This window comes from Exiguobacterium sp. s138 (genome assembly GCF_018618775.1).
Classification (GTDB): domain Bacteria; phylum Bacillota; class Bacilli; order Exiguobacteriales; family Exiguobacteriaceae; genus Exiguobacterium_A; species Exiguobacterium_A artemiae.
Genome location: NZ_JACSMW010000001.1, coordinates 204767 through 229724 on the forward strand (window position 1 = coordinate 204767; position 24958 = coordinate 229724).

A 24958-nucleotide genomic window follows, 5' to 3' on the forward strand; every position below is an offset into this window, starting at 1 on the left:
CGCTTTTATTGTTTCAGCGAATTGGGGCAAATTTATGAATTTGTTGAACGGCCTCATTCCAGGAAGAGACACGGACGATATTTTCAGGGACGGGACGACGATTATAAGGCGCATCAAACAAAATGACGGGAATCGATGTGTCTTCTGCAATTTGAATCGCATTTTCGAGACGGTCCTCCATGAAGAGATCAAGTGACAAATCACGGACGACTTGGACTTTGTCGTGTGAGCCGGTCATGATCAGCGAATCGAGCGGTAACTCATGCTGTTTAATCCATTCTTCCGTTACGGGACGAACGATTTCTGACCGGGCCGTCACGTAGTGGAGATCATATTGTTTTCTTAAATCCCACAGGTGCTGTTTGACAAGTTCTTGCGGGATGGATTCACGGTAGATGCCGAGTTCATGACCCGATTTGACCATGAATTCCCAAAACTCGATTTGCTGCATATCCGTATAGGTATGAAGTTCGTATTCAGAGGCCATCTCAAAATCAATCGATGTTCCGAGATATTTGTTCATATAGTTAAAGCACGAAGAAGGATGAGTGATTGTTCCATCAATATCAATTCCGATTTTCACTTACATCACCAACATTCTATAAATTTTCTGCCACTAGTATAACATAATCGAAATGCGGAGACGAAAAAAAGAGCCGCTCCGGGAAGAGGGCTCTTTTGACTTAAGCTTGGCTTGCTTTTGCGGCTTCTTTTTCCGCTTCTTTTTCAAGAACGATCGCATCGATTTCTTTTTTCAATTCTTCGACCATCGTTGCTTCCGGAACTTTACGAATGATTTCCCCGTGACGGAATAACAATCCTTCGTTACGGGCACCGGCAATTCCGATATCGGCTTCACGGGCTTCCCCGGGACCGTTGACGGCACAACCGAGAACTGCAACTTTAATGTTAACTTGAATTTTATCGATATAATCTTCGATTTCTGCTGCAATCGCCATTAAATCGATTTCAATCCGTCCGCATGTCGGGCACGAAATCAATGTTGCTGCGTTAGCAGCAAGACCAAATGATTTCAAGACTTCTTTTGCAACTTTGACTTCTTCGACCGGATCGGCAGAAAGAGAGACACGGACTGTATTCCCGATACCGCGTGATAGAATCGCTCCGAGACCGGCAGCTGATTTTAAAGAACCTGTCCGTAAAGGACCAGATTCCGTGATTCCGACGTGCAACGGATAATCAAACGACTCGGAAGCGAGTTGATATGCTTCAAGCGCTAATTGAACGTCAGATGCTTTCAAGGAAACGATGATATCGTGGAAATCGAGATCCTCAAGAATCTTAATGTGGTGCAAAGCACTTTCGACCATCCCACGAGCTGTCGGATAACCATATTTCTCAAGAATGTGTTTTTCAAGTGAACCGGCGTTAACACCAATTCGAATTGGAATGTTTTTCGCCTTTGCTGCGGTAACGACCGCTTCGACTTTCTCGCGGCGTCCGATGTTACCCGGGTTGATTCGGATTTTATCAACACCCGCCTCAATTGCCATGAGCGCAAGTTTATAGTTGAAATGAATATCTACGACAAGCGGGATGTTGATCCGGCTCTTGATTTCTGCAAGTGCTAGCGCATCACGTTCTTCTGGACAAGCAACGCGGACGATTTGGCATCCTGCTTCTTCAAGGCGTAAAATTTCAGCGACAGTCGCTTCGACGTCGTGTGTTTTTGTTGTCGTCATACTTTGGATGATGACTTCATTATTTCCACCAATGACAAGGTCCCCAACACGAACGGGACGAGTCTTAGAGCGATGGACCATTTTCGGCATATCGAAAATCTCCTTTTGTGGCATAACGCCAGATTGTTTGTGACTACTTGTACTATCATATCGAACTATTCCCTAAAAATCGAGAAACAAGAACGAAAATTGAACATTTACAATTGTTTAACACGAATAGTGGAAAGTCAATCCGTCGCCGGATGGACGTTTTTTTCCTTCAACAGATTCATCCATCTAGTTTCAAGAAGACGGACGGGATGATTTTTTCTTTAGTCGGGCAAGCAGGAGCGGGGTTAACGAATAAATCAAGTGCCCGGCAATGATGAAGACAACTCCTAAAGTCGGATAGCCGAACTGATACAGGAAAACACCGATTGGAAAGGTCCAGATGTTTGCGGCGACCGTATAAGGAAATACTTGGCGAAACGCCCATGGTCTTGGCAAAATCCACTGAATGAACCAGCGATTCAGATAGGAAACGGATAACAGGTACAACAAAATCGCGATTGCGATAAAAATGAAGTGCAGGATAAACCAAATGATGAACGGAATCGACTGCTGGAGAAAGATGCTGTCAATGATTGTTGACCACAAGGAAATCCATGCTAATCCACAAAAATAAAGGGAGACATCAGCGAGACGAGTCTTTAAAAAACCGCGATTTGGAACTAAGGTAGTTTGTAAGTAATTAAGTAGTTGACTTAAAAAATGCAATTCAATCACTCTTTCTTCTGTTTTATAACAACAAATAAATTAGTTATAAACCCTTTTTTTAAAGGGTTTATCTGTTTTGGTACAGATTAATAAAACCTTAACAATCGAATGTGTGAAAAACTATTTACAAGTTCATCAGACCTTTACATAATAAGGGGGTTGAAACAATGAATTCTTAACAACAAATCAATTCCACTTTTTATATGAGGAGATGACAAGATGAACTATGATTTACAGGAAATGATTTTCACCTTTATCGGTGGACTCGGTATTTTCCTATTCGGTATTAAGTATATGGGAGATGGTCTTCAAAAAACAGCGGGAGACCGGTTACGGTACATTTTAGATAAATATACCTCCAACCCGTTTCTCGGGATTTTAGCGGGTATCGTCGTTACGGTCTTGATCCAGTCATCATCCGGAACAACTGTCATCGTCGTCGGTCTGGTCAGCGCCGGATTAATGAACCTGCGTCAAGCCATCGGTGTCGTCATGGGGGCGAACATCGGAACGACCATCACTGCCTTTATCATCGGCTTTAACGTGAAGGAAGCGGCACTCCCGGCGATTGCGCTCGGAGCGTTCTTGATTTTCTTCTTCAATAAAGAACGGATTCAATACATCGGTCAAATCTTCTTTGGTTTCGGGGCGCTCTTTTATGGATTGACGCTCATGGGAGACGGAATGGCACCGCTTGAATCAAGCGAATGGTTCCGTGATTTGACGGTATCGATGTCGGATAGCCCTTTGCTCGGTGTTTTTGTCGGAACGGTCTTTACTATGTTGGTCCAATCATCCTCTGCGACGATCGGGATATTACAAGAATTGTATGACGGCGGAATGATCGATATCAAAGCGGCATTGCCGGTCTTGTTCGGTGATAATATCGGGACGACAATCACAGCAGTCCTTGCGGCACTCGGGGCTTCGATTGCGGCAAAACGGACAGCCGCCGCACACGTCATCTTTAACATCGTCGGGACAGTCATCTTCTTGCTGGCTTTACCGCTGTTCTCAAGTTTTATAACGTGGATCACAGGTGCACTTGATTTGGAACCGAAAATGCAGATTGCCTTTGCCCACGGAACGTTTAACGTCGTCAATACGCTGATTCAATGCTGGTTCATCGCGCAAATCGCATGGCTCGTCCAAAAAGTCGTCCCTGGAACGGATACGACCGTCGATTCAAAACCGCGCCACCTCGATCAAAATATCCTGAACCAGTCGTCGTCACTTGCGTTAAGCCAGGCGAAACTGGAAGTGTTGCGGATGGGAGAATTCTCGAAAGACGCACTTGAAAAAGCACATCGTTATACGCAATCACACGATAAAAAGGATGTTTCGGATGCCGGTCAGATTGAGTATGCGATCAACCATCTGAATACGGAAGTGACAAGCTACCTTGTTAAAGTCGCCGCGCATGACTTGTCCGAGCGGGAATCGAATGATCATTCCCTGCTCATGCATGCCGTCAACGATTTTGAACGGATCGGGGATCATGTCGAAAACGTCATCGAGTTGGTCGATTTCCAGATCGTTAACCGGATTACGTTTACTGAAAAAGCGAAAAAAGAATTGGATGAAATGTATATCCTGACGCAAAAAATCGTTGAGACCGCCATTAAAGCAGTCGAACTGGATGATGTTTCATTGGCACGCCGAGTGCTTGAACTGGAAGGGAAACTCGATTCACTGGAACGTTCCTTCCGCAAGCATCATGTCTTACGGGTGAATGCAGGCGAATGTACAGGTCAAGCCGGTATGATTTTTGTTGACTTGCTGTCGAACCTGGAACGGATCGGGGATCATGCCGTTAACATTACGGATTTGGTGCTTGAACAACGTTCCGGAACGGCATGAAAGAAAATATGAGAGAAGAGGAATTTCTGAAAAGAAATTCCTCTTTGTTTTTTTAAGATAATTTATTGACATTTCAGATCGATTTTAGTAATCTAATATTAGTTGTTTTTAACCATCATGGCGGTGTAGCTCAGCTGGCTAGAGCGTACGGTTCATACCCGTGAGGTCGTGGGTTCGACTCCCTCCGCCGCTACTATTACTTAAGGACCCTTAGCTCAGCTGGTTAGAGCTGACGGCTCATAACCGTCCGGTCGCAGGTTCGAGTCCTGCAGGGTCCATTGTATAAACGTACACTCTTTTTTTTGGGTGTGCGTTTATTTTTGGTTGCTTGGGGAATATTAAAGATATTGTAATAATGTTAATACAATAATATTCATACTATGGCAATTTAAGGGAGAGCGAAGAGAGATGGAACGTAACCATACGATGATGCAGTTTTTTGAGTGGCATGTAGAGAATGATGGGAAGCATTGGCAACGCTTGAAAGAGAGAGCGCCGGAACTGCGTGCTGCAGGCATCACATCTGTTTGGATTCCACCAGCGTCAAAGGGACAATCAGATGAAGATACAGGGTATGGCATTTACGATGTCTATGATTTAGGAGAGTTCGACCAAAAAGGAACAGTCCGCACGAAGTACGGAACAAAAGACGAGTTGATCGAAGCCATTCAAGTCGCACATGAAAATGATATCGCCGTTTACGCCGATGTCGTCATGAACCATAAAGCGGCAGCCGATGAGCTCGAAACGATTAACGTCGTGGAAGTACATCCGGAAGACCGTTCGAAAGAAATTTCAGAAGAGTTTGAAATCGAGGCCTGGACGAAGTTTACGTTCCCGGGACGAAACGGTAAATACTCGGATTTCATCTGGACACATGAATTCTTTAATGGAACAGATTTTGATGCACGGGAAGAAAAAACGGGTGTCTTTAAGATTTCCGGTAAAAATAAAGATTGGAACGATCAAGTCGACAACGAATTCGGGAACTATGATTATCTGATGTTCGCTAACATCGATTACAATCATCCGGAAGTCCGACAAGAAATGATCAACTGGGGAAACTGGTTTAAAGAAACAATCAATTGCCAAGGTTTCCGTTTGGATGCCATCAAACACATCAACTATGAATTCGTCAACGAGTTCGCGAAGTCGATGATCGGAGACGATCCGGACGGTTTTTATATGGTCGGCGAATTTTGGAAGTCGGACTTAGATGACTGCCGCCAGTTCTTAGACAGTGTCGATTATACGATTGATTTGTTTGATGTGCCGCTTCACTATAAATTCCATGAAGCGTCGCAACAAGGACAGGATTTTGATTTGACGACGTTGTTTGCGGATACACTCGTCGAATCCCACCCGACGAATGCCGTGACATTTGTTGATAATCATGATTCCCAACCGGGCGAATCGCTTGAGTCGTGGATCGATGACTGGTTCAAACAGCATGCATATGCCTCTGTTTTATTACGCAAAGACGGTTATCCATGTGTCTTCTACGGAGATTACTATGGTGTGCAAGGACCGCATCCGGTCGAAGGTAAAAAAGAGATGATCGATGCGTTGTTGTATACGCGTTACCATAAAGCATACGGTGAACAGGAAGACTATCTGGATGATGCACATTGCGTCGGCTGGGTGCGTCGCGGTGTCGAAGAATTCCCGAACTCAGGATGTGCCGTCTTGCTCTCAAATGCGGATATGTGTGAAAAACGGATGTTTGTCGGCGAAACACGTGCCGGAGAAGAGTGGTTCGATTATACAAATCACCAAGAAGAGCCTGTTGTGATTGATGAAGAAGGTTTCGGTGTTTTCCCGGTTCCAGGTGGCGGTGTCTCGGTATTCGCCCCGCGTGACGAACAGTAATTTCTGAGGGTCATTGCTTGCGCCTGACCAACTATTTTTGCTAGTCTTAAAGAGTACTGAAATTCCGAAAATAGGATAAAGGGGGACATGAAAATGTCAAAATTTGAATTACCAGAACTCGGCTACGCTTATGATGCGCTGGAGCCACATATCGATGCTCGTACGATGGAGATTCACCACTCTAAACACCACAATACGTATGTCACTAACGTGAATGCAGTACTTGAAGGGTCAGAGCACGAAGGGAAATCACTTGAAGAATTACTTCAAAACCTGGATTCACTTCCTGCAAACATTCAAACAGCTGTCCGTAACAATGGTGGCGGTCACTGGAACCACTCGTTCTTCTGGAAACTCTTGAAAAAGAACGATGGAGCAACTCCAACTGGAGAACTTGCTTCAGCAATCGACGAATCATTCGGTTCGTTTGATACGTTCAAAGATGAGTTTACAAAAGCAGCAACAACACGTTTCGGTTCAGGCTGGGCGTGGCTTATCGTTGACGGCGGCAAATTAGCAGTCGTTTCAACACCAAACCAAGACACACCAGTCATGGAAGGGAAAACGCCGATTCTTGGACTTGATGTTTGGGAACATGCGTATTACCTCAACTATCAAAACCGTCGTCCGGATTACATCAACGCATTCTTCAACGTCGTTGACTGGGATCACGTGGCAAAACTTTACGCTGACGCAAAATAATCGTGAGATTAAACATCGGTTCCTGTTCTGGGAATCGATGTTTTTTTAATGCGGAAAATGATGGGATAGGTTGTTATGGAAAGTTTCCTTCTATATAATGAAACAAGATGACTTTTTGAACGATAGGGGAGTACGCCATGGCCAAACGAATCACGGTGAAGGGAAAACGGCGGAATCATCTGCCGCTTCGCCTTAACTTAATGTTTTTTGTAGTATTTTTATTGTTTGCGATTTTAATCTTTCGCTTAGGTGTCGTCCAGATTGTGAATGGTGAAAAGATTTCACGGGAAGTCCAGAAGACGGAAATGATCGCATCGAAATATGAAGTTCCGCGCGGAAAGATTTATGACCGGGACGGAAGGTTGTTGGTCGATACGATTTCGAAATATTCAATTGTCTACCGTCGTTCCCAAAATACGAAAGTCGACGAACGGATTGAAATCGCCTCTCGTCTTGCGGCGATTATCAATCTTCCGAAAGACGATTGGAAAGTAACGGAACGCGACATGAAAGATTACTGGGTAGCCGTCAACGGTGAAGAATCAGATCGACGCTATAAGCAGGCGGTAGAAAAACGTTATCCAGATGCGGAAAAGCAGAACAAGCTGTCGATTTCGGAACAGGATCAAATCCGTCTCGATACGATTACGAAAAAAGATATCGACTTTGATGATAAGACGATGGAAATCATCGCTATCAAACACAACATGGAAGTCGGTTATGCGCTTGACCCGCAGCTCGTTAAATTAGGAGCGAGCGCCAAGGAAATGGCGATTATCGATGAGAACCTTGAAGATTTAAAGGGTGTATCGGTAGAGCCGTTTTATGAACGTTCTTATCCGTATGAAGGAACGCTGCGGAACATCTTCGGGAAGTACTCAAAAATTCCCGCTGAACAGCAGGCGGAGTTTAAAGCAAAAGGATACAGTTTAAATGACCGGGTCGGAACGTCATTCCTTGAACAGCAGTATGAAGACCTGCTCCGCGGGAAACCGGCATACGATGTCTATGAAACGTTTAACGGTGAACCGGTCGGTGAGCCGAACCGGGAAGAAGGCGAGTCCGGAAAAGACCTCGTCTTAACGGTTGATGCAGAATACAACAAACAAGTTGATCAAATCCTGCAGCAGGCGATCAAGATGGGCCGCGGCATGGGAAGCGGTTATCTGAAAGAAGGATATGCCGTTGTCATGAATCCGAAAACCGGTGAGATTTTGGCCATGTCCGGTCAAAAGCTCGATACGGCAACCAATAAATTCAGTGATGTTGCGATCAATAACGTGTTGACTTCCCTGCAAATCGGTTCGACGATTAAAGGGGCAACGGTCGCGATGGGACTTGAAGAAGGCGTTATCCGTCAAAACGAAGTCATCAATGATGCACCGATCACGATTGGTGGTACGAAAAAAGGATCGTATGTGAATATGGGACCGATTACGGACTTAACGGCACTAGAGCGTTCGTCAAACGTCTACATGTTTAACATTGCGATGCGGATGGCAAAATATCCGAGTAACGGTGTCGCCGGTGCAAGCGTCGATGCGGCGGCAGCGATCATGCAGAATTATTACAGTCAGTTTGGTCTCGGTGTGACGACAGGCATCGATTTGCCATACGAAGCCAAAGGGGTACAAGGGACGCCGGACCGTGTCACACTCTTGATGGACCGAGTGATTGGTCAGTATGATGCTTTTACACCGCTTCAAGTGGCGCAGTATGTTTCGACACTCGCAAACGGCGGATACCGGGTGCAACCGCACTTCTTAAAAGAAGTCTTGGCTTCGAACTCGATTGAAGACGAAACGAAAAAAGTCGATTACAGCTTTAAAACGAACTATTTAAACCGGATTGAAGTCAGTCAAGCGAACATTGATCATGTCCGCGAAGGATTCCACCGCGTTGTCAAAGGGGAACGCGGGACAGCCAAAATCATCGCCCAAACCGGCATTGATGCGGCAGCGAAAACGGGAACGGCTCAGGTCAGTGTATACGGCGAAGACGGCATTGCGCTTCGAGACGGCAGCGGACAACCGGTTCGTTCATTAAACTCGAACTTGGTCGGCTGGGCACCGTATGACAATCCGGAGATGGCATGGGCCGTGTTCCTTCCATATATGGAGCAGGAAACCGTCAACTCGAAAATTGGTCATGATTTAGTGAAAGCGTACTTTAATGTGAAAGACGTTCCATGGCAGACTAAGCCAAATTAACTAGTGAAGCGAAGGTGAGGAAACTCATCTTCGCTTTTTTTTGTATGGATTGACCTGTTTTTCTAATGGAGTTGAGTTTGTAAACGCGGAAATACACGACTTTACAATTCTTTTACGTTGGATTCATTTTGGTTTAATAGTTCATCGCTAGTATAAGTCTTGTAAGGAAAACGGATATAAAGTCGTAGCGTGACCAGCGACATACTTCGAGGAGGAAAATTAATCATGTCTTGGATGAAAAAAACAGCACTTATCACAACGGTAGCTTCAATCGCAGTAGTCGGTGCGGCATGCGGTAATGACAAAGGCGGCTCTTCAAGTTCTTCAGATCTTTCAGGAAAGATCGCTATTGATGGATCTTCAACAGTCTTCCCAATCATGGAAGCTGTTGGTGAAGAATATTCGATCGAACAACCAGACGTTGATGTCACGGTCGGAGTATCCGGTACTGGCGGCGGATTCAAACGTTTTGTCGTTGGTGAAACAGACCTTTCAAACGCCTCGCGTGAAATTAAAGAAGAAGAAGCAGCAGAAGCTGAAAAAAATAGCATTGAATACACAAAATTAGCTCTTGCTTACGACGGATTAACAGTCGCAATCAGTAAAGAGAACACATGGGTCAAAGAAATGACACTCGACCAGTTAGAGAAAATCTGGTTGGATCCGAATGTGAAGACATGGAAAGATGTCGATTCTTCTTATCCAGCAGAACCAATCAAATTCTTCAGCCCGGGTAAAGATTCCGGAACATTTGATTTCTTCTCAGAAAAAGTTCTTGAGAAAAAAGATATGCGTAAAGATGTTCAGCTTTCAGAAGATGACAACGTCCTTGTCAAAGGAGTCGAAGGAACAAAAGGTGCGATTGGTTACTTCGGATACGCTTATTACGCGGAAAACAAAGATAAGTTAAAAGAAGTACCGCTTTCGGCTGAAGGAAAAGACGCAGTCGATCCAACACCGGAAACGATCAAAGATCTTTCTTACCCGCTGTCACGTGAAATTTATACGTACGTCAACAACAAGTCGTTGAAAGACAAAAAACAAGTCGCGGACTTCGTTAAATTCACAAATGAAAATGCTGGAGACTTATCAGAAGAAGTCGGTTATATCAAAATGCCGCAAGATCGTTACGATGAAAACACAAAAGCCATCGAAGATGCAATGAAATAACCATCATTACACGAGGACGGCCCGAAAAAAGGGGGATCTCCCTTTTTTGGGGCCACGTTCTTATGTAGGTATGATGAAGTAGGGAGCGAAGAAGGGTGAATCCATCATCAAACAAATCGGTTCGCGAGCTGATCCAAAAGAACCGACAACAAAAATTTAGTATGAAAAACATCATGGAACGTATTATGCCGATCGTATTGTTTCTCTGTGCGTTCGTATCCGTCGTTACGACCATCGGCATCATTCTCACGTTAGTTATTGAAACAGAACACTTCTTTGAAGTTGTTTCGTTTAAAGAATTCTTCGGCAGCACAAGCTGGTACCCGCTGAACTCTCAACCGGAGTACGGAATTTGGCCGCTTGTCGTCGGAACACTTGAAATTACCGTGATTGCGATGCTAGTTGCCGTGCCGATCGGACTCACTTCTGCGATTTATTTGAGTGAGTATGCATCAGAACGCGCCCGTCGTGTTCTTAAACCGATTCTTGAAGTCTTAGCAGGCGTTCCGACAATCGTTTTCGGATTCTTCGCCTTGACGTTTGTCACACCGTTACTCGTAAAACTTATTCCGGGTCTTGCGATTTATAACGCATTAAGTCCGGGAATCGTTGTCGGAATCATGATCATCCCGATGATTGCGTCGATTTCAGAGGATGCAATGAGTTCTGTTCCGAAAAAAATTCGTGACGGTGCGCTTGCACTCGGTTCCACACGTCTCGAAGTTGCTTTAAAAGTCGTAGTTCCGGCAGCACTTTCCGGAATCATTGCCTCAATCGTTCTCGGTATGTCCCGTGCAATCGGTGAAACGATGATCGTGACGATTGCAGGTGGATCAAACCCAACGGCTGCAGTAAATCCGTTAGAGCCGGTACAGACGATGACGGCTTATATCGTTCAAGTTGCACTCGGTGACGCCGGTTATGGCACGATTGAATATTACAGTATCTACGCTGTCGGTACGTTGTTGTTCGTCTTTACTCTATTGATGAACTTACTCGCGAACTGGATCACGCGTCGTTTCAGAGAGGAGTACTAAGATGGCCTTACCAGAAAAACAACCTGTACAGAAAAAGTTTATTGATCCTGCTGCTGTGAAAAAATCAATCAGCCAGCGTCTTGTCGTAAACAATGTCACGAAAGTCGTATTCTTAATTGGACTGTTATTCGGTTTAGTCGTACTTGGTATTCTGCTCTTTGGTGTCATTCGTGACGGAGCGGCCTGGTTATCACTCGACTTCCTACAAAATGCACCATCCCGCCGGCCGGATCGTGCCGGAATCTATCCTGCGCTGATGGGATCGATTTTCCTAATGCTCCTGATCATTCCGATGATTTTCATCTTGGGTGTCGGAGCAGCGATTTATTTGGAAGAATATGCGAAAAAAGGCCGCATGACATCGTTCATCGAAGTCAATATCTCAAACTTGGCGGGTGTTCCGTCGATTGTTTTCGGATTACTCGGCTTAACCTTTTTTGTCCGGAACATGGGCTTCGGCTCGACGTTGATCGCCGGAGCATTAACGCTTGCGCTGATGAGCTTGCCGGTCGTCATCGTTTCATCGCAAGAAGCAATTCGTGCGGTGCCGCAAGCGATGCGTCATGCGTCACTCGCCCTCGGAGCCTCGAAATGGCAAACGACGTTTAAAGTCGTTTTACCGGCGTCGCTTCCGGGCGTCATCACGGGAATCATCCTTGCCGTCTCGCGTGCCATCGGAGAAACGGCACCACTCATCATGGTCGGAGCTGCCATCTTCATCGCCCGTGCACCGGAAGGGATTTTCTCAGAGTTTACAGCGTTACCGATTCAAATCTACAACTGGACAAGCCGTCCGCAAGCTGACTTCCAAGGTCTGGCTGCTGCCGGAATCATCATCCTGATGGTCATCCTCTTGACGATGAATTCACTGGCGATTTGGATCCGCAACCGTTTTTCAAAACGATACTAATCACACCTATATAACGAATTACGTTCTGAATCATGAAGGAGGAACACAGATGATGGATACGAAGCTGACGACAAAACCAGCCAAAGAAGGGGCAAAAACAATGAATCAACCAGTAGCTGCGCGACAAAGTGTATACCGTGTCAATGATTTGAACCTATGGTACGGTGATGATCATGCTTTGAAAGATGTTAATCTGGACATTAAACAAAATGAAGTGACGGCCATCATCGGACCGTCAGGATGCGGGAAATCGACGTTCATCAAAACGTTGAACCGAATGGTCGAACTCGTTCCGATCGTACGGACGAACGGTGTCATCGAATACCACGGCCGTAATATCTTTGATAAGGATTACGAAGTCGAAGAATTGCGGACATCGGTCGGAATGGTCTTCCAGCAACCAAACCCGTTCCCAAAATCGATTTATGACAACATCGCATACGGACCGCGTGTCCACGGTGTCAAAAATAAAAAAATCCTGGATGAGATTGTTGAACGCAGTTTACGCGGGGCAGCGATTTGGGATGAGGTCAAAGACCGCTTGAACGAAAACGCCTATGGACTGTCAGGCGGACAACAACAACGTCTCTGTATCGCCCGTTGCCTGGCAATCGAACCCGATGTCATCTTGATGGATGAGCCGACATCTGCACTTGATCCGATCTCAACGTTGAAAGTCGAAGAATTGGTACAGGAATTGAAAAAAGATTATTCGATCATCATTGTGACGCATAACATGCAACAAGCAGCACGTGTCTCGGATAAAACAGCATTCTTCTTGAACGGTGAAGTCGTTGAATTTGACCAAACGGATCGTATTTTCTCAAATCCGAGTGACAAACGGACAGAAGACTATATTTCAGGACGATTCGGATAACAAGGAGGAACTTTTCAATGGCAGCGAACCGGACGATTTTTGGAGAAAACCTGGCAGTACTTGATCAAAAAGTATTTTTATTGGCCCGAAAGACAATGCAACAGATCGCAACGACGGCAGAAGCCCTCGAAAAATATGATCGTGAGATTGCGCTTAAAGTCATCGAAAATGATAATGAACTCGATGCACTCGAACTGGAGATCAACGATGATGCAATTTTACTGATTGCGAAACAACAGCCGGTCGCCACCGATTTACGACGGTTGGTCACAGCAATGAAAATCGCGAGCGACTTGGAGCGGATCGCGGATTACGCGGGTAACATTTCTAAAGCCGTCTTGCGTGTCGAGACGTTCCCTTACGTCATTGACATCTCGTTATTAAAAGAAGCGTTTGAAACGTTACTCGACATGACGGAAACCGCGATTGTCGCCTACCGTGACGGTGACATCGAAAAAGCAAAAGCCCTGTCCGATCTCGATAACATCATTGATGACACGACGTACAAAGCATTGCGGCAATATATGCGGCATATGTCCCTGCAACCGGTTGTCGTTGATGAAATCATGCAATTTACGAATATTTGCCGGTACATCGAACGGATGGGTGACCATTTAACGAACGTCGGCGAGCATTTGATTTACATGGCAAAAGGAAAGCACTATGATTTAAATAGCTAAGTACAGTAGGCTGGAGGGAAATCCTCGGCCTACTTTTTTTGTAAAGGATTTTGAAACAAGTTTGTAGAATAAGAAAGAAGTGAATAAAGAGAAAGAGGTGATAGGTAATGCTTGAAAAAATCATAAAATTAAAAGAACAAGGACTAACAATCAAACAAATTGCGGAAAAGATCGAATCGACAGAAGGTAAGGTCAAATATGCCTGGAGTAAATACCGGAAGTCATTAACGGAAAATAAAGCAGTTTCAACAGAGTCGACTCCGGTCGCTAAACCTAAAAAGAAGAAGGCAGGCGTAACCGTGAGTGCTCCGAAACAAAATGAAATCGTACCTGCATTAACAGCTGTCCCTTCATTAGAGCGGGATGCGTTTGGAATGGCGACTCATTATGAAGATGACATCATCCATGCAATCGTCCAATCTCCGACAGCGGTCTATGTCTACTGGGAATTGTCTGAATTGTCCCGAAAGATGCTTGAGACACATTACCATGCATCATTCGACTCGTTCCGGAAAGAAATGCGCATCATTGATGTGACGTTGCGGGATTATGAAAAAGGTGAAGTCAACCGTTCTTATCAATTTGAACTGCCGGAAATGACGAATACATGGTTTGTCCGTCCGTTGATGCCAAATACTACATACATCATCGAATGGGGCATTCAAACAATCGACGGTGATTTTCTTCCTGTTCTCCGGTCAAAACCGGTCGAGACACCACGTGACGAGCCTGTCGTAGACGGACGTTTTTCAGAAGTCGTCGCGCGCTGGCAGTATGGAGAAGTCGAGCAGCCGGAATGGGTGGAAGTATTACGTCCATACTCCTATTTTGATCGGATTCGCTGAAGAAAATAGATAGACAGCAGAAGGAGAGGAAGAACAGACATGCGCAAAGGTTATTTTTCACTTGTTTTACATGCCCATTTACCATACATCCGACATCAGGAAGCCCATCGTCTAGAAGAGAGATGGATGTACGAAGCCATTTCAGAAACATATATTCCATTACTATGGGAAATTGACCGCTTGGAGCGTCCGCTTGGCTGGACGATCAGTATCTCTCCACCGGTCATCGAGATGTTGGCAGACTCGCTCATTCAAGATCGTTATGTGGAGCATCTGGACGATACGTTACGATTGATTGAACAGGAGTTACAACGCGAGTTGGTGAACGAGGAACGTGATGCCTTACTCTTTTACAAAGAACGCTATCATGATTTAAAAGTGACGTTCGAGCACTGGGGGCGTAACTTAAACCATGCTTTCCGCCATTACAAGGAACAAGGTTATCTCGAATTGATGACTTGTACCGCGACACACGGATTCAGTCCGCACATGCTGTCGGAACAAGCGGCACGTTCTGAAATTCAGACAGGGTTAAACTGTTTTGAACGCCATTACGGTTATCGTCCGACCGGTCTATGGATGCCGGAATGTGCATATACGCCGGGTCTTGATAAAATCATGTACGAAGAAGGTATCCGTTACACGTTCGTTGACGAACATTCGATCCTGAATGCCGATCCTACGCCGAAACACGGTATCGGAGCACCGGTTTATTCGCCGCATGGTGTCGCTTTATTCCCGCGTGATCAAATCATCTCGGGCCGGATCTGGAGTTCAGTCATCGGTTATCCGGGACACCCGGATTACCGTGAGTTTTATCGTGATCTCGCCTATGACCGGGAATGGGATCAAATTGCTGAATTCATGCATCCGGAAGGACTCCGTTACGACACGGGCTTAAAACTTCACCGGGTAACGGGCGAGTCGGACCAAAAAGAATATTATGTCCGTGATTGGGCCTGGAAACGGACGGATGTCCATGCGAACGATTTTGCGGAAGCACTTGCGAACCATTTAGATGAGCAGAGCGGACAAGATTTCCCGCCGTTCCTCGTCACGGCACCATTCGATGCCGAGTTATTCGGACATTGGTGGTTCGAGGGGCCGGACTTCCTCGGAAAAACGATGGAACGATTCGAAGACTACGGCATCGAGTCGATTTCTCCGGCGATGTTCTTAGAACGTCACTTCCAGGATATTGAAACGGTTCACATTGCCATGGGAACATGGGGACGTAAAGGTTATGCCGACGTCTGGATCAATGAGCGGAATGATTGGATGATCCGTCACCTGCATCAACTTGAAAAACGGTTGGCAGGTGTCGTTGCCCGTAATCGTCATCAAGATGAGCTGACGGTGAAAGCCAAACGCCAATTGATTCGGGAGTATCTGCTTGCCGTTTCGAGTGACTGGCCGTTTATTCTTGACGGACAGACGACAGCACAGTATGCAGCGAACCGCTTCCGTGAACACATCAAACGTTTTGAAGAGACGGAACGCCGCCTTGATGCACAAGAGCTGACACTGGATTGGTTGGAAGAACGGTATGCAGAATACCCGTTCCTCGCCGATACAGACATTGAACCGGATGTCTTCTTGACGCCGCACGATTACTACGTGGCGGTTCAACGGGAAGCATCATGGAACAGTGAGGCCCTTTTACTTGTGACCACTCAATATGATGATCCGAATCGTCCGGTTGCAGAATACGCAAAACGATTAGCTGCATCCGGTGAAAATGTGTACGTCATCACATCAGGCGCGACGGGCTATCGACATGAGGATGGTATCCATGTCTATTCTGTCGAAGTTAATGGTCTACCGCTCGTTCAGACGTATAATCAATTGGCCGGCTTAAATTTGGCAGTCTTGCGTCAAGCGCAGGCGTTGAATAAAATCGTCGAGTTCCGTCTTGTCCATAACTTTAATATGGAGACGGCTTCAGCAGCCCAATCGTTTGCGGAAATGAACGGATTGCCACTTGTAAGCAACGTGTATGACTTGGAAAGCGAACGTTCTCCGTCAGGAACAGGCGGACTGGTCGTAGCAATCAAACGACTGGAAGGCGAAGCATTACGTCATTCGGACGTCATTTATCTCGAACGAGAAGAAGCGAGAAACGGGATCGAACAGGATTATCATGTCGCAAAAGAACTGCGTACATTCCAGGTGGACCTTGAAAATCCATACCAGCATATAATGAATCCAAAAAAGAACGGATGAACAGTTGCAATTCACTTCCTTTCTTGGTACGATACTTGAGTATGCTTAACCTTATGTAAAGCAAAAATACTTGATACATCGAGAGCTAGATAGGAGGGAATCCCATGCGCGTTAAAATTACTTTGGCTTGCACTGAAACTGGTGACCGTACTTATATCACTAAGAAGAACAAGCGTAACAACCCAGAGCGTCTTGAGTTGAAGAAATACAACCCACGTCTCCGTAAGCACACACTTCACCGTGAAGTAAAATAATTGAGATGGAAGCCGTCACCTTGTGTGATGGCTTTTTTGTTGAATAAGGGGGATTGGCAGAATGGAAAAGCAGGAAATCCGGCGATGGATCACCGATCAGTTAAACCGGTTGGAAAACCGGGAACAAAAGCAACAGCAGATTTATGATCAGTTATTTGAATTACCGGAGTGGAAAAATGCTCAATCGATTGCTGTCACACTGTCGTTTCGTAATGAATGTGCGACGGATCCGATTGTTTTAAAAGCCTGGCAACTCGGAAAACAGGTAGTCATTCCGAAAGTCATACAACAGGAAATGAAATTTTTTGAATACGTACCGAACAGTCCGTTAATTGAAACGAAGATGGGTATTCGTGAACCGGATGACCAGGCGAACGAGCAATCTTTGCGTTCAGTCGATCTTTGTCTTGTTCCTGGACGGGCTTTCACACGTGCAGGATACCGCATCGGATGGGGCGGCGGTTTTTATGACCGGGCATTAACTGACTACCCGGGGCATACGGTAGCGGTTACGTTTGACTGTCAGCTCGTTTCTGATTTTGAGGTGGAACCGTTTGATCAACCGGTCCAAAAAATCGTAACCGAGTCTAAGGTCATCGTATGTCGGTAATATACGGTGTCGTATTTTGTTTGCTGCTCGGATATATCGGTTACCGGTTTCGTCTATTGACCGTCAGCGGCAGTCTCTTTACGGTGGTCGTCGGTTCGCTTGTCCTTGCTGGTTTCGGATACCCCGGACTTGTCATGTTAATGCTCTTTTTTGGCAGTTCCAGTTTGTTATCGAAACTCGGGAAACGAAGAAAACAATCAGTGGATCAAATTGTCGAAAAAGATGGACCGCGTGACGGCTGGCAGGTTCTCGCAAATGGAGGCATCGCAGCATTAGCTTCCATAGGATTCAGTTGGACAGAACACACGTCGTTTCTCGTCTTATTTTTGGTTGTCCTTGCAGCATCCAATGCGGACACATGGGCTTCTGAAATCGGTCCGTTATCAAAAAAAGATCCTTTCCTGTTTACGGGACGGCGTGTACCGGCCGGGACGAGCGGTGCCGTTTCGTTTCTTGGGACATCGGCAACGATCGTCGGCGCCCTATTTATTGCGACAGCGGGAGACCTGTTGTTTGATTTACCAACGGGGACGTGGCTATTGATCGCAGCAGGCGGCATCATAGGTAGTCTGCTTGATACCGTATTCGGGGGGACGGTCCAGCGGAAATTCCGGTGTGTCGTCTGTTCGAAAGAAACGGAGAAACGCCGGCACCACAACCAACCGACCCTTTATTTAAAAGGGTGGAAATGGCTCGGGAATGACGCCGTCAACTTTTTATCGAGTACGTTAGCCGGAATGATTGGTTTTATAGGGCATCGAATGTGGTAAGTTGAAATGGAAGATGTCACTTTTCCTTATGTTAGGATATTATTGACACAATTTAGACAAGATGTGAACGATTTCATTAATTCCTAAACTTTGTGAAAGATGTTACAATCTAATTGTGAGGTAGTTAACAAACTTTTAAATTACCTATCAGAAAGGTGGATATAAAGGATGGAATTACATGCGAAAGTGACACGTGTAGCGTTAATTGGGGCGGGGGCTGTCGGTTCAAGCTTTGCTTATCAGATGTCAACGGCAGGATTGTGTGAAGAATTGGTTATCATCGACGTAAATAAAGCCAAAGCGGAAGGCGAAGCGATGGATTTAAATCACGGAACACCATTCAGCTCTTCTCCGATGCGGATCTGGGCAGGGGATTATTCAGACTGCAAAGAAGCGGAAGTGATCGTCATCACAGCAGGCGCGCCACAAAAACCGGGTGAAACCCGACTCGATCTTGTTGCTAAAAATGCGTTAATCATGAAAGAAATGGTGCGTCAAATCATGGAGTCCGGTTTTGATGGCATCATCGTCGTTGCCTCTAATCCGGTTGACATCATGGCCCACTTAGCTTGGAAATATTCCGGTCTTCCGAAATCCCGTGTCTTTGGCTCAGGAACGGTTCTGGATACGGCACGTTTACGCCAAATGCTCGGTGAATACTTCCACATCGATTCCCGTAATGCCCATGCGTATATTCTCGGTGAGCACGGGGACACCGAATTTGCAGCCTGGAGCAATTCCCGGATCTATGGTAAAACGATTGATGAATTGTTAGCGGAAGATGACCGATACTCGCAAGCGGATCTTGATCAGATTTATATCAATGTCCGCGATGCAGCCTATCATATCATCGAACGAAAAGGTGCGACGTATTATGCAATCGGACTTGGACTCGTTCGAATCGTCCGGGCGATTCTTGGAAATGAGAACTGTCTTTTGACGGTCGGTGCGCACGTCGACGGTCAGTATGGAATTTCCGGGATTCATATCGGCGTCCCGGCAATCATCAACCGGCAAGGGGTCCGGGAAATCATTGAAGTTTCTTTAACGGAAGAAGAATTGAAAAAATTCCATCACTCAGCAGAAGTGTTACGGCAAACGATGGAACCTGTCCTTCACTGAGGTGAAGACGCCATCTGCTGCGATCCATCTGCTTGAAGTAAAAAGACCATTCCTTTTTAATCAGTCAAAAAGGAATGGTCTTTTTTGTATGGAAGAATCTCGATTAAACTAGGTTTTATTTTACTAGAAAAAGGTTATGTAAAGGATAGAAGAGTTTTTCATAGCATCGTATTCACTAGCAAAAACGCATAAAGGGGAGAAAGACAGTCATGTATACATTTCGGAAGTTAACGAAAGAAGATGCAGAACAGTATTGGAGTCTTCGACTGGAAGGATTAAAAAATCATCCAGATGCGTTTGGTCATTCGTTTGATGATGAACAACAAACACCGATTCAGGATGTTCAAGAAGGACTGGAAGGCGGTCCGGATTCCGATGAAATATGGCTCGGAATATTTGACGGTGAAAAATTATTTGGGTTCGGACAGGTCAAATCGTTCGAATTATCACGGGAGTCGCATAAAGCGATGATTTCCGGCGTATATGTTTCACCGGATTATCGTGGCGGAACGGGTCGTGCTTTGATGGAAGCTTTGATTGAAGAAGCAAAACAACTTCCTGATGTCGAACAAGTCATTTTGGCGGTACTTTCCGGTAACGAGGCAGCGCAAAGTCTGTATGAATCACTTGGATTCGAAGTATACGCGGAAGATCCGGATTCCGTTAAATTGGAAGATGGGACGTACCGGGATGATATTTGGATGAAGAAATACGTCTGATGGAAAGACGGATTGTCGTCTATGCGTAGACGTATGAAAAGTCGTAGAGTCAATTTACATTGACTCTACGACTTTTTTTATTGACAGGGCAGACGGCTGAAGCGATGAATCAGTATCCGCCTGTTCCATCTTTTGGTATCATAGAGAGGGAAAAAACATTTGAAAAGGAGTGGAACAGATGCAGGCAGTTGTTCAGACGATTCGTGACTTAGTGGAGATTCCTAGTCCGACCGGATTCACCGCTCACGCACTTACATATGTAGAAAACCGGTTCAAAGAAGAAGGTATTTCATATAAAAAATTAGAAAAAGGGGCATTGCTTGCGATGTTGCCGGGCGAGTCGGCGCGAATCCGGCTGTTAACGGCGCATGTCGATACGCTAGGAGCAATGGTAAAAGAAATCTTACCGACCGGGCGCCTCAGTCTTTCGCAGCTCGGCGGCTATGCCTGGACAGCAATTGAGGGGGAAAACTGTTTAGTTCACAAGATGGACGGACAGACGGTTTCCGGAACGATCGTGTTCCATCATTCAAGCGTCCACACGTCACGTGTGACAAATACGGAAGAGCGGAGCGCGACGAATATCGAGGTCCGTCTTGACATCCGTTCGACGACGGCAGAAGAAACGCGGGTTTCCGGAATTGAAGTAGGGGATATCGTGACGTTCGATCCGCGATTCGTCCATACGGAGACAGGATTCGTCAAATCACGTCATCTTGATGACAAAGCGTCCGTCGCTTTATTACTGGAGCTCGTCAAAAAATGGAAAACCCTGACGCTGCCACATCCTGTCCATATTCTGATTTCGAACTATGAAGAAGTTGGATTTGGAGGTAATGCCGGTTTTTCTGAAGATGTCGCCGAATATATCGCAGTCGATATGGGAGCACTCGGAGAAGGACAACATTCGGATGAGTACACGGTTTCGATTTGTGCAAAAGATGGTTCAGGTCCGTACGATCTTGCCTTACGTCACCAGTTCACACGTTTAGCGCAACAGCATTCGATTCCGTACAAAGTGGATATCTATCCGTATTACAGCTCGGATGCTTCAGCAGCGGTTCATGCCGGACATGATGTCCGACACGGTTTACTCGGTCCTGGAATTGAATCGAGTCATTCTTATGAGCGGACACATGAAACGTCACTTCAAGCGACCTACGATTTACTGGACGCATTTGTAAAGGAGCCGATGAACGATGAAAACACTTTATGACGTCCAGCAATTGCTCAAATCATACGGGACAATCGTTTATCTCGGTGACCGAGAATCGGACATTGCGATGATGATGCTGGAACTCGATGAGCTGGAGCAGGCGGGTGTACTGGAGAAAAAACAATATGATTCTGCAAAAGTGATTTTGGCATACGAGTTGCAACAATCGAGAAAATCATGAAAATATTGTGCAACCCTTTGCACAGGTGAATGAATCAGCTAAAATAAAAGGGAAGAATCTTTTATCATAAGGGAGTTATGACGATGAAGTGGTTACTGGGTGTAGATATCGGCGGAACGACGGTCAAGATGGCGATTTTAGACTTACAAGGAATTATCGTGGAAAAATGGGAAATCGAAACGGTTATCTTAAATGATGGGGAACAAATTCCGGGAGACATCGCCCATTCTTTCTTTGAAAAATGCCAGCAAAGCAATAAACGCGTTGAAGATTTTGTTGGAGCCGGAATCGGGGCACCGGGATTCATCGACTTTAACACGGGTGTCGTCGAAAAAGCGGTCAATATCGGTTGGAACAATTTCGAACTCGTCGGAGAATTCGAGCGTTTAACCGGATTACCGGCAGTGATCGAGAATGACGCGAACGCAGCAGCAATCGGTGAGATGTGGAAAGGGGCCGGAAGCGGAGCGACAGAACTGCTTGCCGTTACACTCGGAACCGGGGTCGGAGGCGGATTGATCACAAACGGTCAAATCGTTCACGGTACAGTCGGTATGGCCGGTGAAATCGGTCATATCACAATGTTGCCGGAAGGTGGTGTCATGTGTGGTTGCGGTCGTAAAGGGTGTTTGGAAACGATTGCTTCCGCAACAGGTGTCGCCCGGCTTGGTCTTGAAAAACGAAAAGGACAGGTCACTTCTTTGAACGACATCAAAGCGGTTACGGCAAAAGATGTGTTTGAAGCGTATTCGCAAGGGGATACGGTAGCGAACGAGGTCGTGGAAGAAGTAACGTTCCACCTTGGACTCGCCATTTCGAATTTAGCCAACAGCTTTAATCCTGAAATCATCGTCATTGGCGGCGGCGTTTCAAAAGCAGGCGAGGCGCTGATGGCTCCATTACAAGAGACATTTAAGCGATTTGCTTTGCCGCGGGTCTTCGGATCAACGACCTTCAAAATCGCTGAACTGGGTAATGACGCCGGTGTCATCGGCTGTGCTTGGTTGGCGAAACAAATGTTTCTGAAAAAATAATAAGTAAATGTTTTAAAAAAGATTCGATATTTTGAATCTTTTTTTTATTTACAAACGTAATAAAAGTATGTGAATGTAAAGTATCGACCGGATTCCGGTTGCATTTTTGTAAAAGTAAGCGTAAAATTTTCACGTGATACGGGTATAAATAGATTAAGACATGTAAGACGTGTAAAAGTTCAATCAAAAAGGACACACGTATATTAGGAGGCAGGTTTTTATGCAGCAAGACTCAAGCATCTGGTCGCGTATGCGGCTAAAGCTGGGTCAAGGTGTACGCAGTACGTATAAGGAGCACAAGCTCTTTTGGATTGCGACACTTCTGATTTGGTTAAAAACATATTTGGCGTATACGCTCTTTTTTAATGTGCCGGTCACCAATTCGGCCCAGGCATTCATCTTACTGATCAATCCAATCAGTTCGGCACTGTTTATGTTTGGATTCAGTTTCTTCTTCCGCGGAAACGTTCAAAAATGGTTCATCTACGGAACTCTTGTCGTTGCGACACTTGTTCTGTATGCGGATATCATTTTCTTCCGTTTCTTCAATGACTATTTGACATTACCGGTTCTGTTCCAGACATCGAACGCAGAGACAGTATCCGCTTCACTAACTTCATTATTGTCATGGGCAGATTTGCTGATTGTCGGTGACTTGTTGATTCTTCCATTCTTCCTTCGAAAAATGGATATGTCGAAAAATATTGCATCACGCGGACGTGCGATTCTCGCTTTCGTCGCAGCAACAGCCGTTTTCCTTGGGAACCTGGCACTTGCTGAAACAGAACGGCCGGAACTATTGACACGTGCGTTTGACCGCGAGCTTCTCGTTAAAAATATCGGGACGTTTAACTTCCATATGTACGATGCGCTGATCCAGTCAAAAACGTCAGCACAAAAAGCAATGGCGGACAGCTCGGAGCTCTCTGAAGTGCAAGGGTTTGTAGATTCTAAGTACGCTGAACCGAACCCGGCGATGTTTGGGAAGTATAAAGGGAAAAACGTCATCGTGATTTCATTTGAGTCAGCTCAATCGTTTGCTGTCGGCTTAAAAGCACCGAATGGGCAGGAAGTCACACCTAACCTCAATAAACTGATCAAAGACTCGCACTATTGGGATAATTTCTATCACAATACTGGACAAGGAAAAACATCGGACGCCGAGTTTATCTTGGAAAACTCGATTTATCCACTCGGTCGTGGATCCGCATTCTTTACAAATGGAGAAAATGAATTCCGCGCCACACCTGAGATGTTAAAAGAAGACGGTTATTATTCAGCTGTTTTCCATGCAAACAACAAGTCATTCTGGAACCGTGATATTGTTTACAACAGTTTCGGAGTGGACCGTTTCTTCTCGGAAACAGATTACGATTTAGGTAATCCGGAAGATTTAACAGAGTGGGGCTTACTGGACGATAAGTTCTTTGAGCAATCGTTACCGATGCTGAAAGATCTTCCGCGCCCGTTCTACTCGAAGTTCATCACGTTGACGAATCATTATCCGTTTGAAATGCCCAAACCAGAAGATGAACTCGTACCGCCGCTTGAAACGAGTTCGACGACATTAAATCATTATGTTCAAGCACTCGCTTATCAAGACATGGCGCTCGGTAAGTTCATCGAAGGATTAAAGAAAGACGGCACTTGGGATGATACGATTTTCATGGTATACGGTGATCATTACGGAATCTCGACGAATCACAATGCTGCGATGGCGGAATTGTTGAAAAAAGACGAGTTAACACCGTATGATGTTGCTCAATTACAACGTGTACCGTTCTTGATCCACTTACCTGGACAAGACAAAGGTGTCAAACACGATGAGGTCGCAAGTCAAATTGATATCAAGCCGACGTTGTTAAATCTGCTCGGTTACGATTTCAAAGATGAAGTATTGTTCGGAACGGATCTGTTCTCGAAAGAACATAAAGATTATGCGTTGTTCCGGGACGGTTCTGTCGTAACGGATAAGACAGTCTACACGCAAGAGACATGTTATGACCGTAAGACCGGTGAAGAAGTCACAGACGAGAAAGACGGCGCTATCTGTAAAGAGTCCGTCAAACAGTCTGAGAAAGAACTCGGTTTATCGGATAAAGTCATCTATGGTGATCTGTTACGTTTCCTTCAAACTTCTAAATAATTCAAAAGACAGGGACGATGTGTAATCGTTCCCGTCTTTTTTTTGAGGTATTACTTCCACACTG

23 protein-coding genes and 2 tRNA genes are annotated in these 24958 nt (G+C 45.4%); 22 read left to right on the forward strand and 3 right to left on the reverse strand.

Annotated features, from left to right (window positions below):
* Window positions 1-13 precede the first annotated feature (13 nt).
* The 3 genes from KNP91_RS01040 to KNP91_RS01050 form a co-directional block, all read right to left on the reverse strand.
* The gene (locus KNP91_RS01040) at window positions 14-583 is read right to left on the reverse strand and encodes a 5' nucleotidase, NT5C type (protein ID WP_081432737.1); all 570 of its coding nucleotides are present in this window, start codon (window positions 581-583) and stop codon (window positions 14-16) included.
* A 100-nt stretch (window positions 584-683) separates the two neighbouring features.
* The gene (ispG, locus tag KNP91_RS01045; RefSeq protein WP_012369758.1) at window positions 684-1793 is read right to left on the reverse strand and encodes a flavodoxin-dependent (E)-4-hydroxy-3-methylbut-2-enyl-diphosphate synthase; all 1110 of its coding nucleotides are present in this window, start codon (window positions 1791-1793) and stop codon (window positions 684-686) included.
* Between the two features lie 192 nt (window positions 1794-1985).
* Window positions 1986-2339 carry a hypothetical protein gene (locus KNP91_RS01050; RefSeq protein ID WP_234944576.1) on the reverse strand — a complete coding sequence of 118 codons (354 nt, stop codon included), beginning with the start codon at window positions 2337-2339 and terminating at the stop codon, window positions 1986-1988.
* A gap of 339 nt (window positions 2340-2678) precedes the next feature.
* Here KNP91_RS01050 and KNP91_RS01055 point away from each other — a divergent pair, with 339 nt between their 5' ends.
* The 22 genes from KNP91_RS01055 (at window position 2679) to KNP91_RS01160 (ending at window position 24894) form a co-directional block, all read left to right on the forward strand.
* Window positions 2679-4319: a Na/Pi cotransporter family protein gene (locus KNP91_RS01055; protein WP_012369760.1), complete on the forward strand. Its 1641-nt coding sequence runs from the start codon at window positions 2679-2681 to the stop codon at window positions 4317-4319.
* Between the two features lie 119 nt (window positions 4320-4438).
* Window positions 4439-4512, forward strand: a tRNA-Met gene (locus KNP91_RS01060).
* 11 nt (window positions 4513-4523) lie between these two features.
* Window positions 4524-4597, forward strand: a tRNA-Ile gene (locus KNP91_RS01065).
* A 130-nt stretch (window positions 4598-4727) separates the two neighbouring features.
* Window positions 4728-6188, forward strand: a complete 1461-nt coding sequence (locus tag KNP91_RS01070) for an alpha-amylase (protein ID WP_214765927.1) — start codon at window positions 4728-4730, stop codon at window positions 6186-6188.
* A 93-nt stretch (window positions 6189-6281) separates the two neighbouring features.
* Entirely contained in the window at window positions 6282-6890 is a 609-nt protein-coding gene (locus KNP91_RS01075) for a superoxide dismutase (RefSeq protein WP_214765925.1), read from the forward strand.
* Between the two features lie 137 nt (window positions 6891-7027).
* Complete coding sequence (locus KNP91_RS01080) at window positions 7028-9100, forward strand: peptidoglycan D,D-transpeptidase FtsI family protein (RefSeq protein ID WP_012369763.1); 2073 nt, start codon at window positions 7028-7030, stop codon at window positions 9098-9100.
* Between the two features lie 225 nt (window positions 9101-9325).
* Window positions 9326-10270: a PstS family phosphate ABC transporter substrate-binding protein gene (locus tag KNP91_RS01085; protein WP_214765923.1), complete on the forward strand. Its 945-nt coding sequence runs from the start codon at window positions 9326-9328 to the stop codon at window positions 10268-10270.
* A gap of 95 nt (window positions 10271-10365) precedes the next feature.
* Complete coding sequence (pstC, locus tag KNP91_RS01090; RefSeq protein ID WP_012369765.1) at window positions 10366-11307, forward strand: phosphate ABC transporter permease subunit PstC; 942 nt, start codon at window positions 10366-10368, stop codon at window positions 11305-11307.
* Window position 11308: 1 nt separating this feature from the next.
* Window positions 11309-12217: a phosphate ABC transporter permease PstA gene (gene pstA, locus KNP91_RS01095; RefSeq protein ID WP_012369766.1), complete on the forward strand. Its 909-nt coding sequence runs from the start codon at window positions 11309-11311 to the stop codon at window positions 12215-12217.
* Between the two features lie 100 nt (window positions 12218-12317).
* Window positions 12318-13094, forward strand: coding sequence for a phosphate ABC transporter ATP-binding protein PstB (gene pstB, locus KNP91_RS01100; RefSeq protein WP_051524104.1), 777 nt, complete (start codon window positions 12318-12320; stop codon window positions 13092-13094).
* 17 nt (window positions 13095-13111) lie between these two features.
* The gene (phoU, locus tag KNP91_RS01105) at window positions 13112-13774 is read left to right on the forward strand and encodes a phosphate signaling complex protein PhoU (protein WP_012369768.1); all 663 of its coding nucleotides are present in this window, start codon (window positions 13112-13114) and stop codon (window positions 13772-13774) included.
* A 107-nt stretch (window positions 13775-13881) separates the two neighbouring features.
* On the forward strand, window positions 13882-14619 hold the full coding sequence (locus tag KNP91_RS01110; protein WP_214765921.1) for a DUF4912 domain-containing protein: 738 nt from the start codon (window positions 13882-13884) through the stop codon (window positions 14617-14619).
* Window positions 14620-14658: 39 nt separating this feature from the next.
* Entirely contained in the window at window positions 14659-16842 is a 2184-nt protein-coding gene (locus KNP91_RS01115) for a 1,4-alpha-glucan branching protein domain-containing protein (RefSeq protein WP_214848218.1), read from the forward strand.
* A 104-nt stretch (window positions 16843-16946) separates the two neighbouring features.
* Window positions 16947-17096, forward strand: a complete 150-nt coding sequence (gene rpmG / locus KNP91_RS01120; protein ID WP_012369771.1) for a 50S ribosomal protein L33 — start codon at window positions 16947-16949, stop codon at window positions 17094-17096.
* 61 nt (window positions 17097-17157) lie between these two features.
* The gene (locus tag KNP91_RS01125) at window positions 17158-17706 is read left to right on the forward strand and encodes a 5-formyltetrahydrofolate cyclo-ligase (RefSeq protein ID WP_214765917.1); all 549 of its coding nucleotides are present in this window, start codon (window positions 17158-17160) and stop codon (window positions 17704-17706) included.
* Window positions 17697-18476 (forward strand): DUF92 domain-containing protein, encoded by a 780-nt coding sequence (locus KNP91_RS01130; protein ID WP_012369773.1) that lies wholly within the window; start codon window positions 17697-17699, stop codon window positions 18474-18476. Before KNP91_RS01125 ends, KNP91_RS01130 begins: the two co-directional genes overlap by 10 nt.
* A 168-nt stretch (window positions 18477-18644) precedes the next feature.
* Window positions 18645-19598, forward strand: coding sequence for an L-lactate dehydrogenase (locus KNP91_RS01135; protein WP_214765915.1), 954 nt, complete (start codon window positions 18645-18647; stop codon window positions 19596-19598).
* 209 nt (window positions 19599-19807) lie between these two features.
* Window positions 19808-20317, forward strand: a complete 510-nt coding sequence (locus KNP91_RS01140; protein ID WP_012369775.1) for a GNAT family N-acetyltransferase — start codon at window positions 19808-19810, stop codon at window positions 20315-20317.
* Between the two features lie 178 nt (window positions 20318-20495).
* Window positions 20496-21533: a M42 family metallopeptidase gene (locus KNP91_RS01145; RefSeq protein WP_012369776.1), complete on the forward strand. Its 1038-nt coding sequence runs from the start codon at window positions 20496-20498 to the stop codon at window positions 21531-21533.
* The gene (locus KNP91_RS01150; RefSeq protein WP_012369777.1) at window positions 21517-21714 is read left to right on the forward strand and encodes a YqgQ family protein; all 198 of its coding nucleotides are present in this window, start codon (window positions 21517-21519) and stop codon (window positions 21712-21714) included. Before KNP91_RS01145 ends, KNP91_RS01150 begins: the two co-directional genes overlap by 17 nt.
* Before the next feature lie 77 nt (window positions 21715-21791).
* A complete protein-coding gene (locus KNP91_RS01155) occupies window positions 21792-22748 on the forward strand; it encodes an ROK family glucokinase (protein ID WP_041261510.1) in 957 nt (318 codons plus the stop codon).
* Between the two features lie 220 nt (window positions 22749-22968).
* Window positions 22969-24894 carry an LTA synthase family protein gene (locus KNP91_RS01160; RefSeq protein ID WP_012369779.1) on the forward strand — a complete coding sequence of 642 codons (1926 nt, stop codon included), beginning with the start codon at window positions 22969-22971 and terminating at the stop codon, window positions 24892-24894.
* Window positions 24895-24958 lie beyond the last annotated feature (64 nt).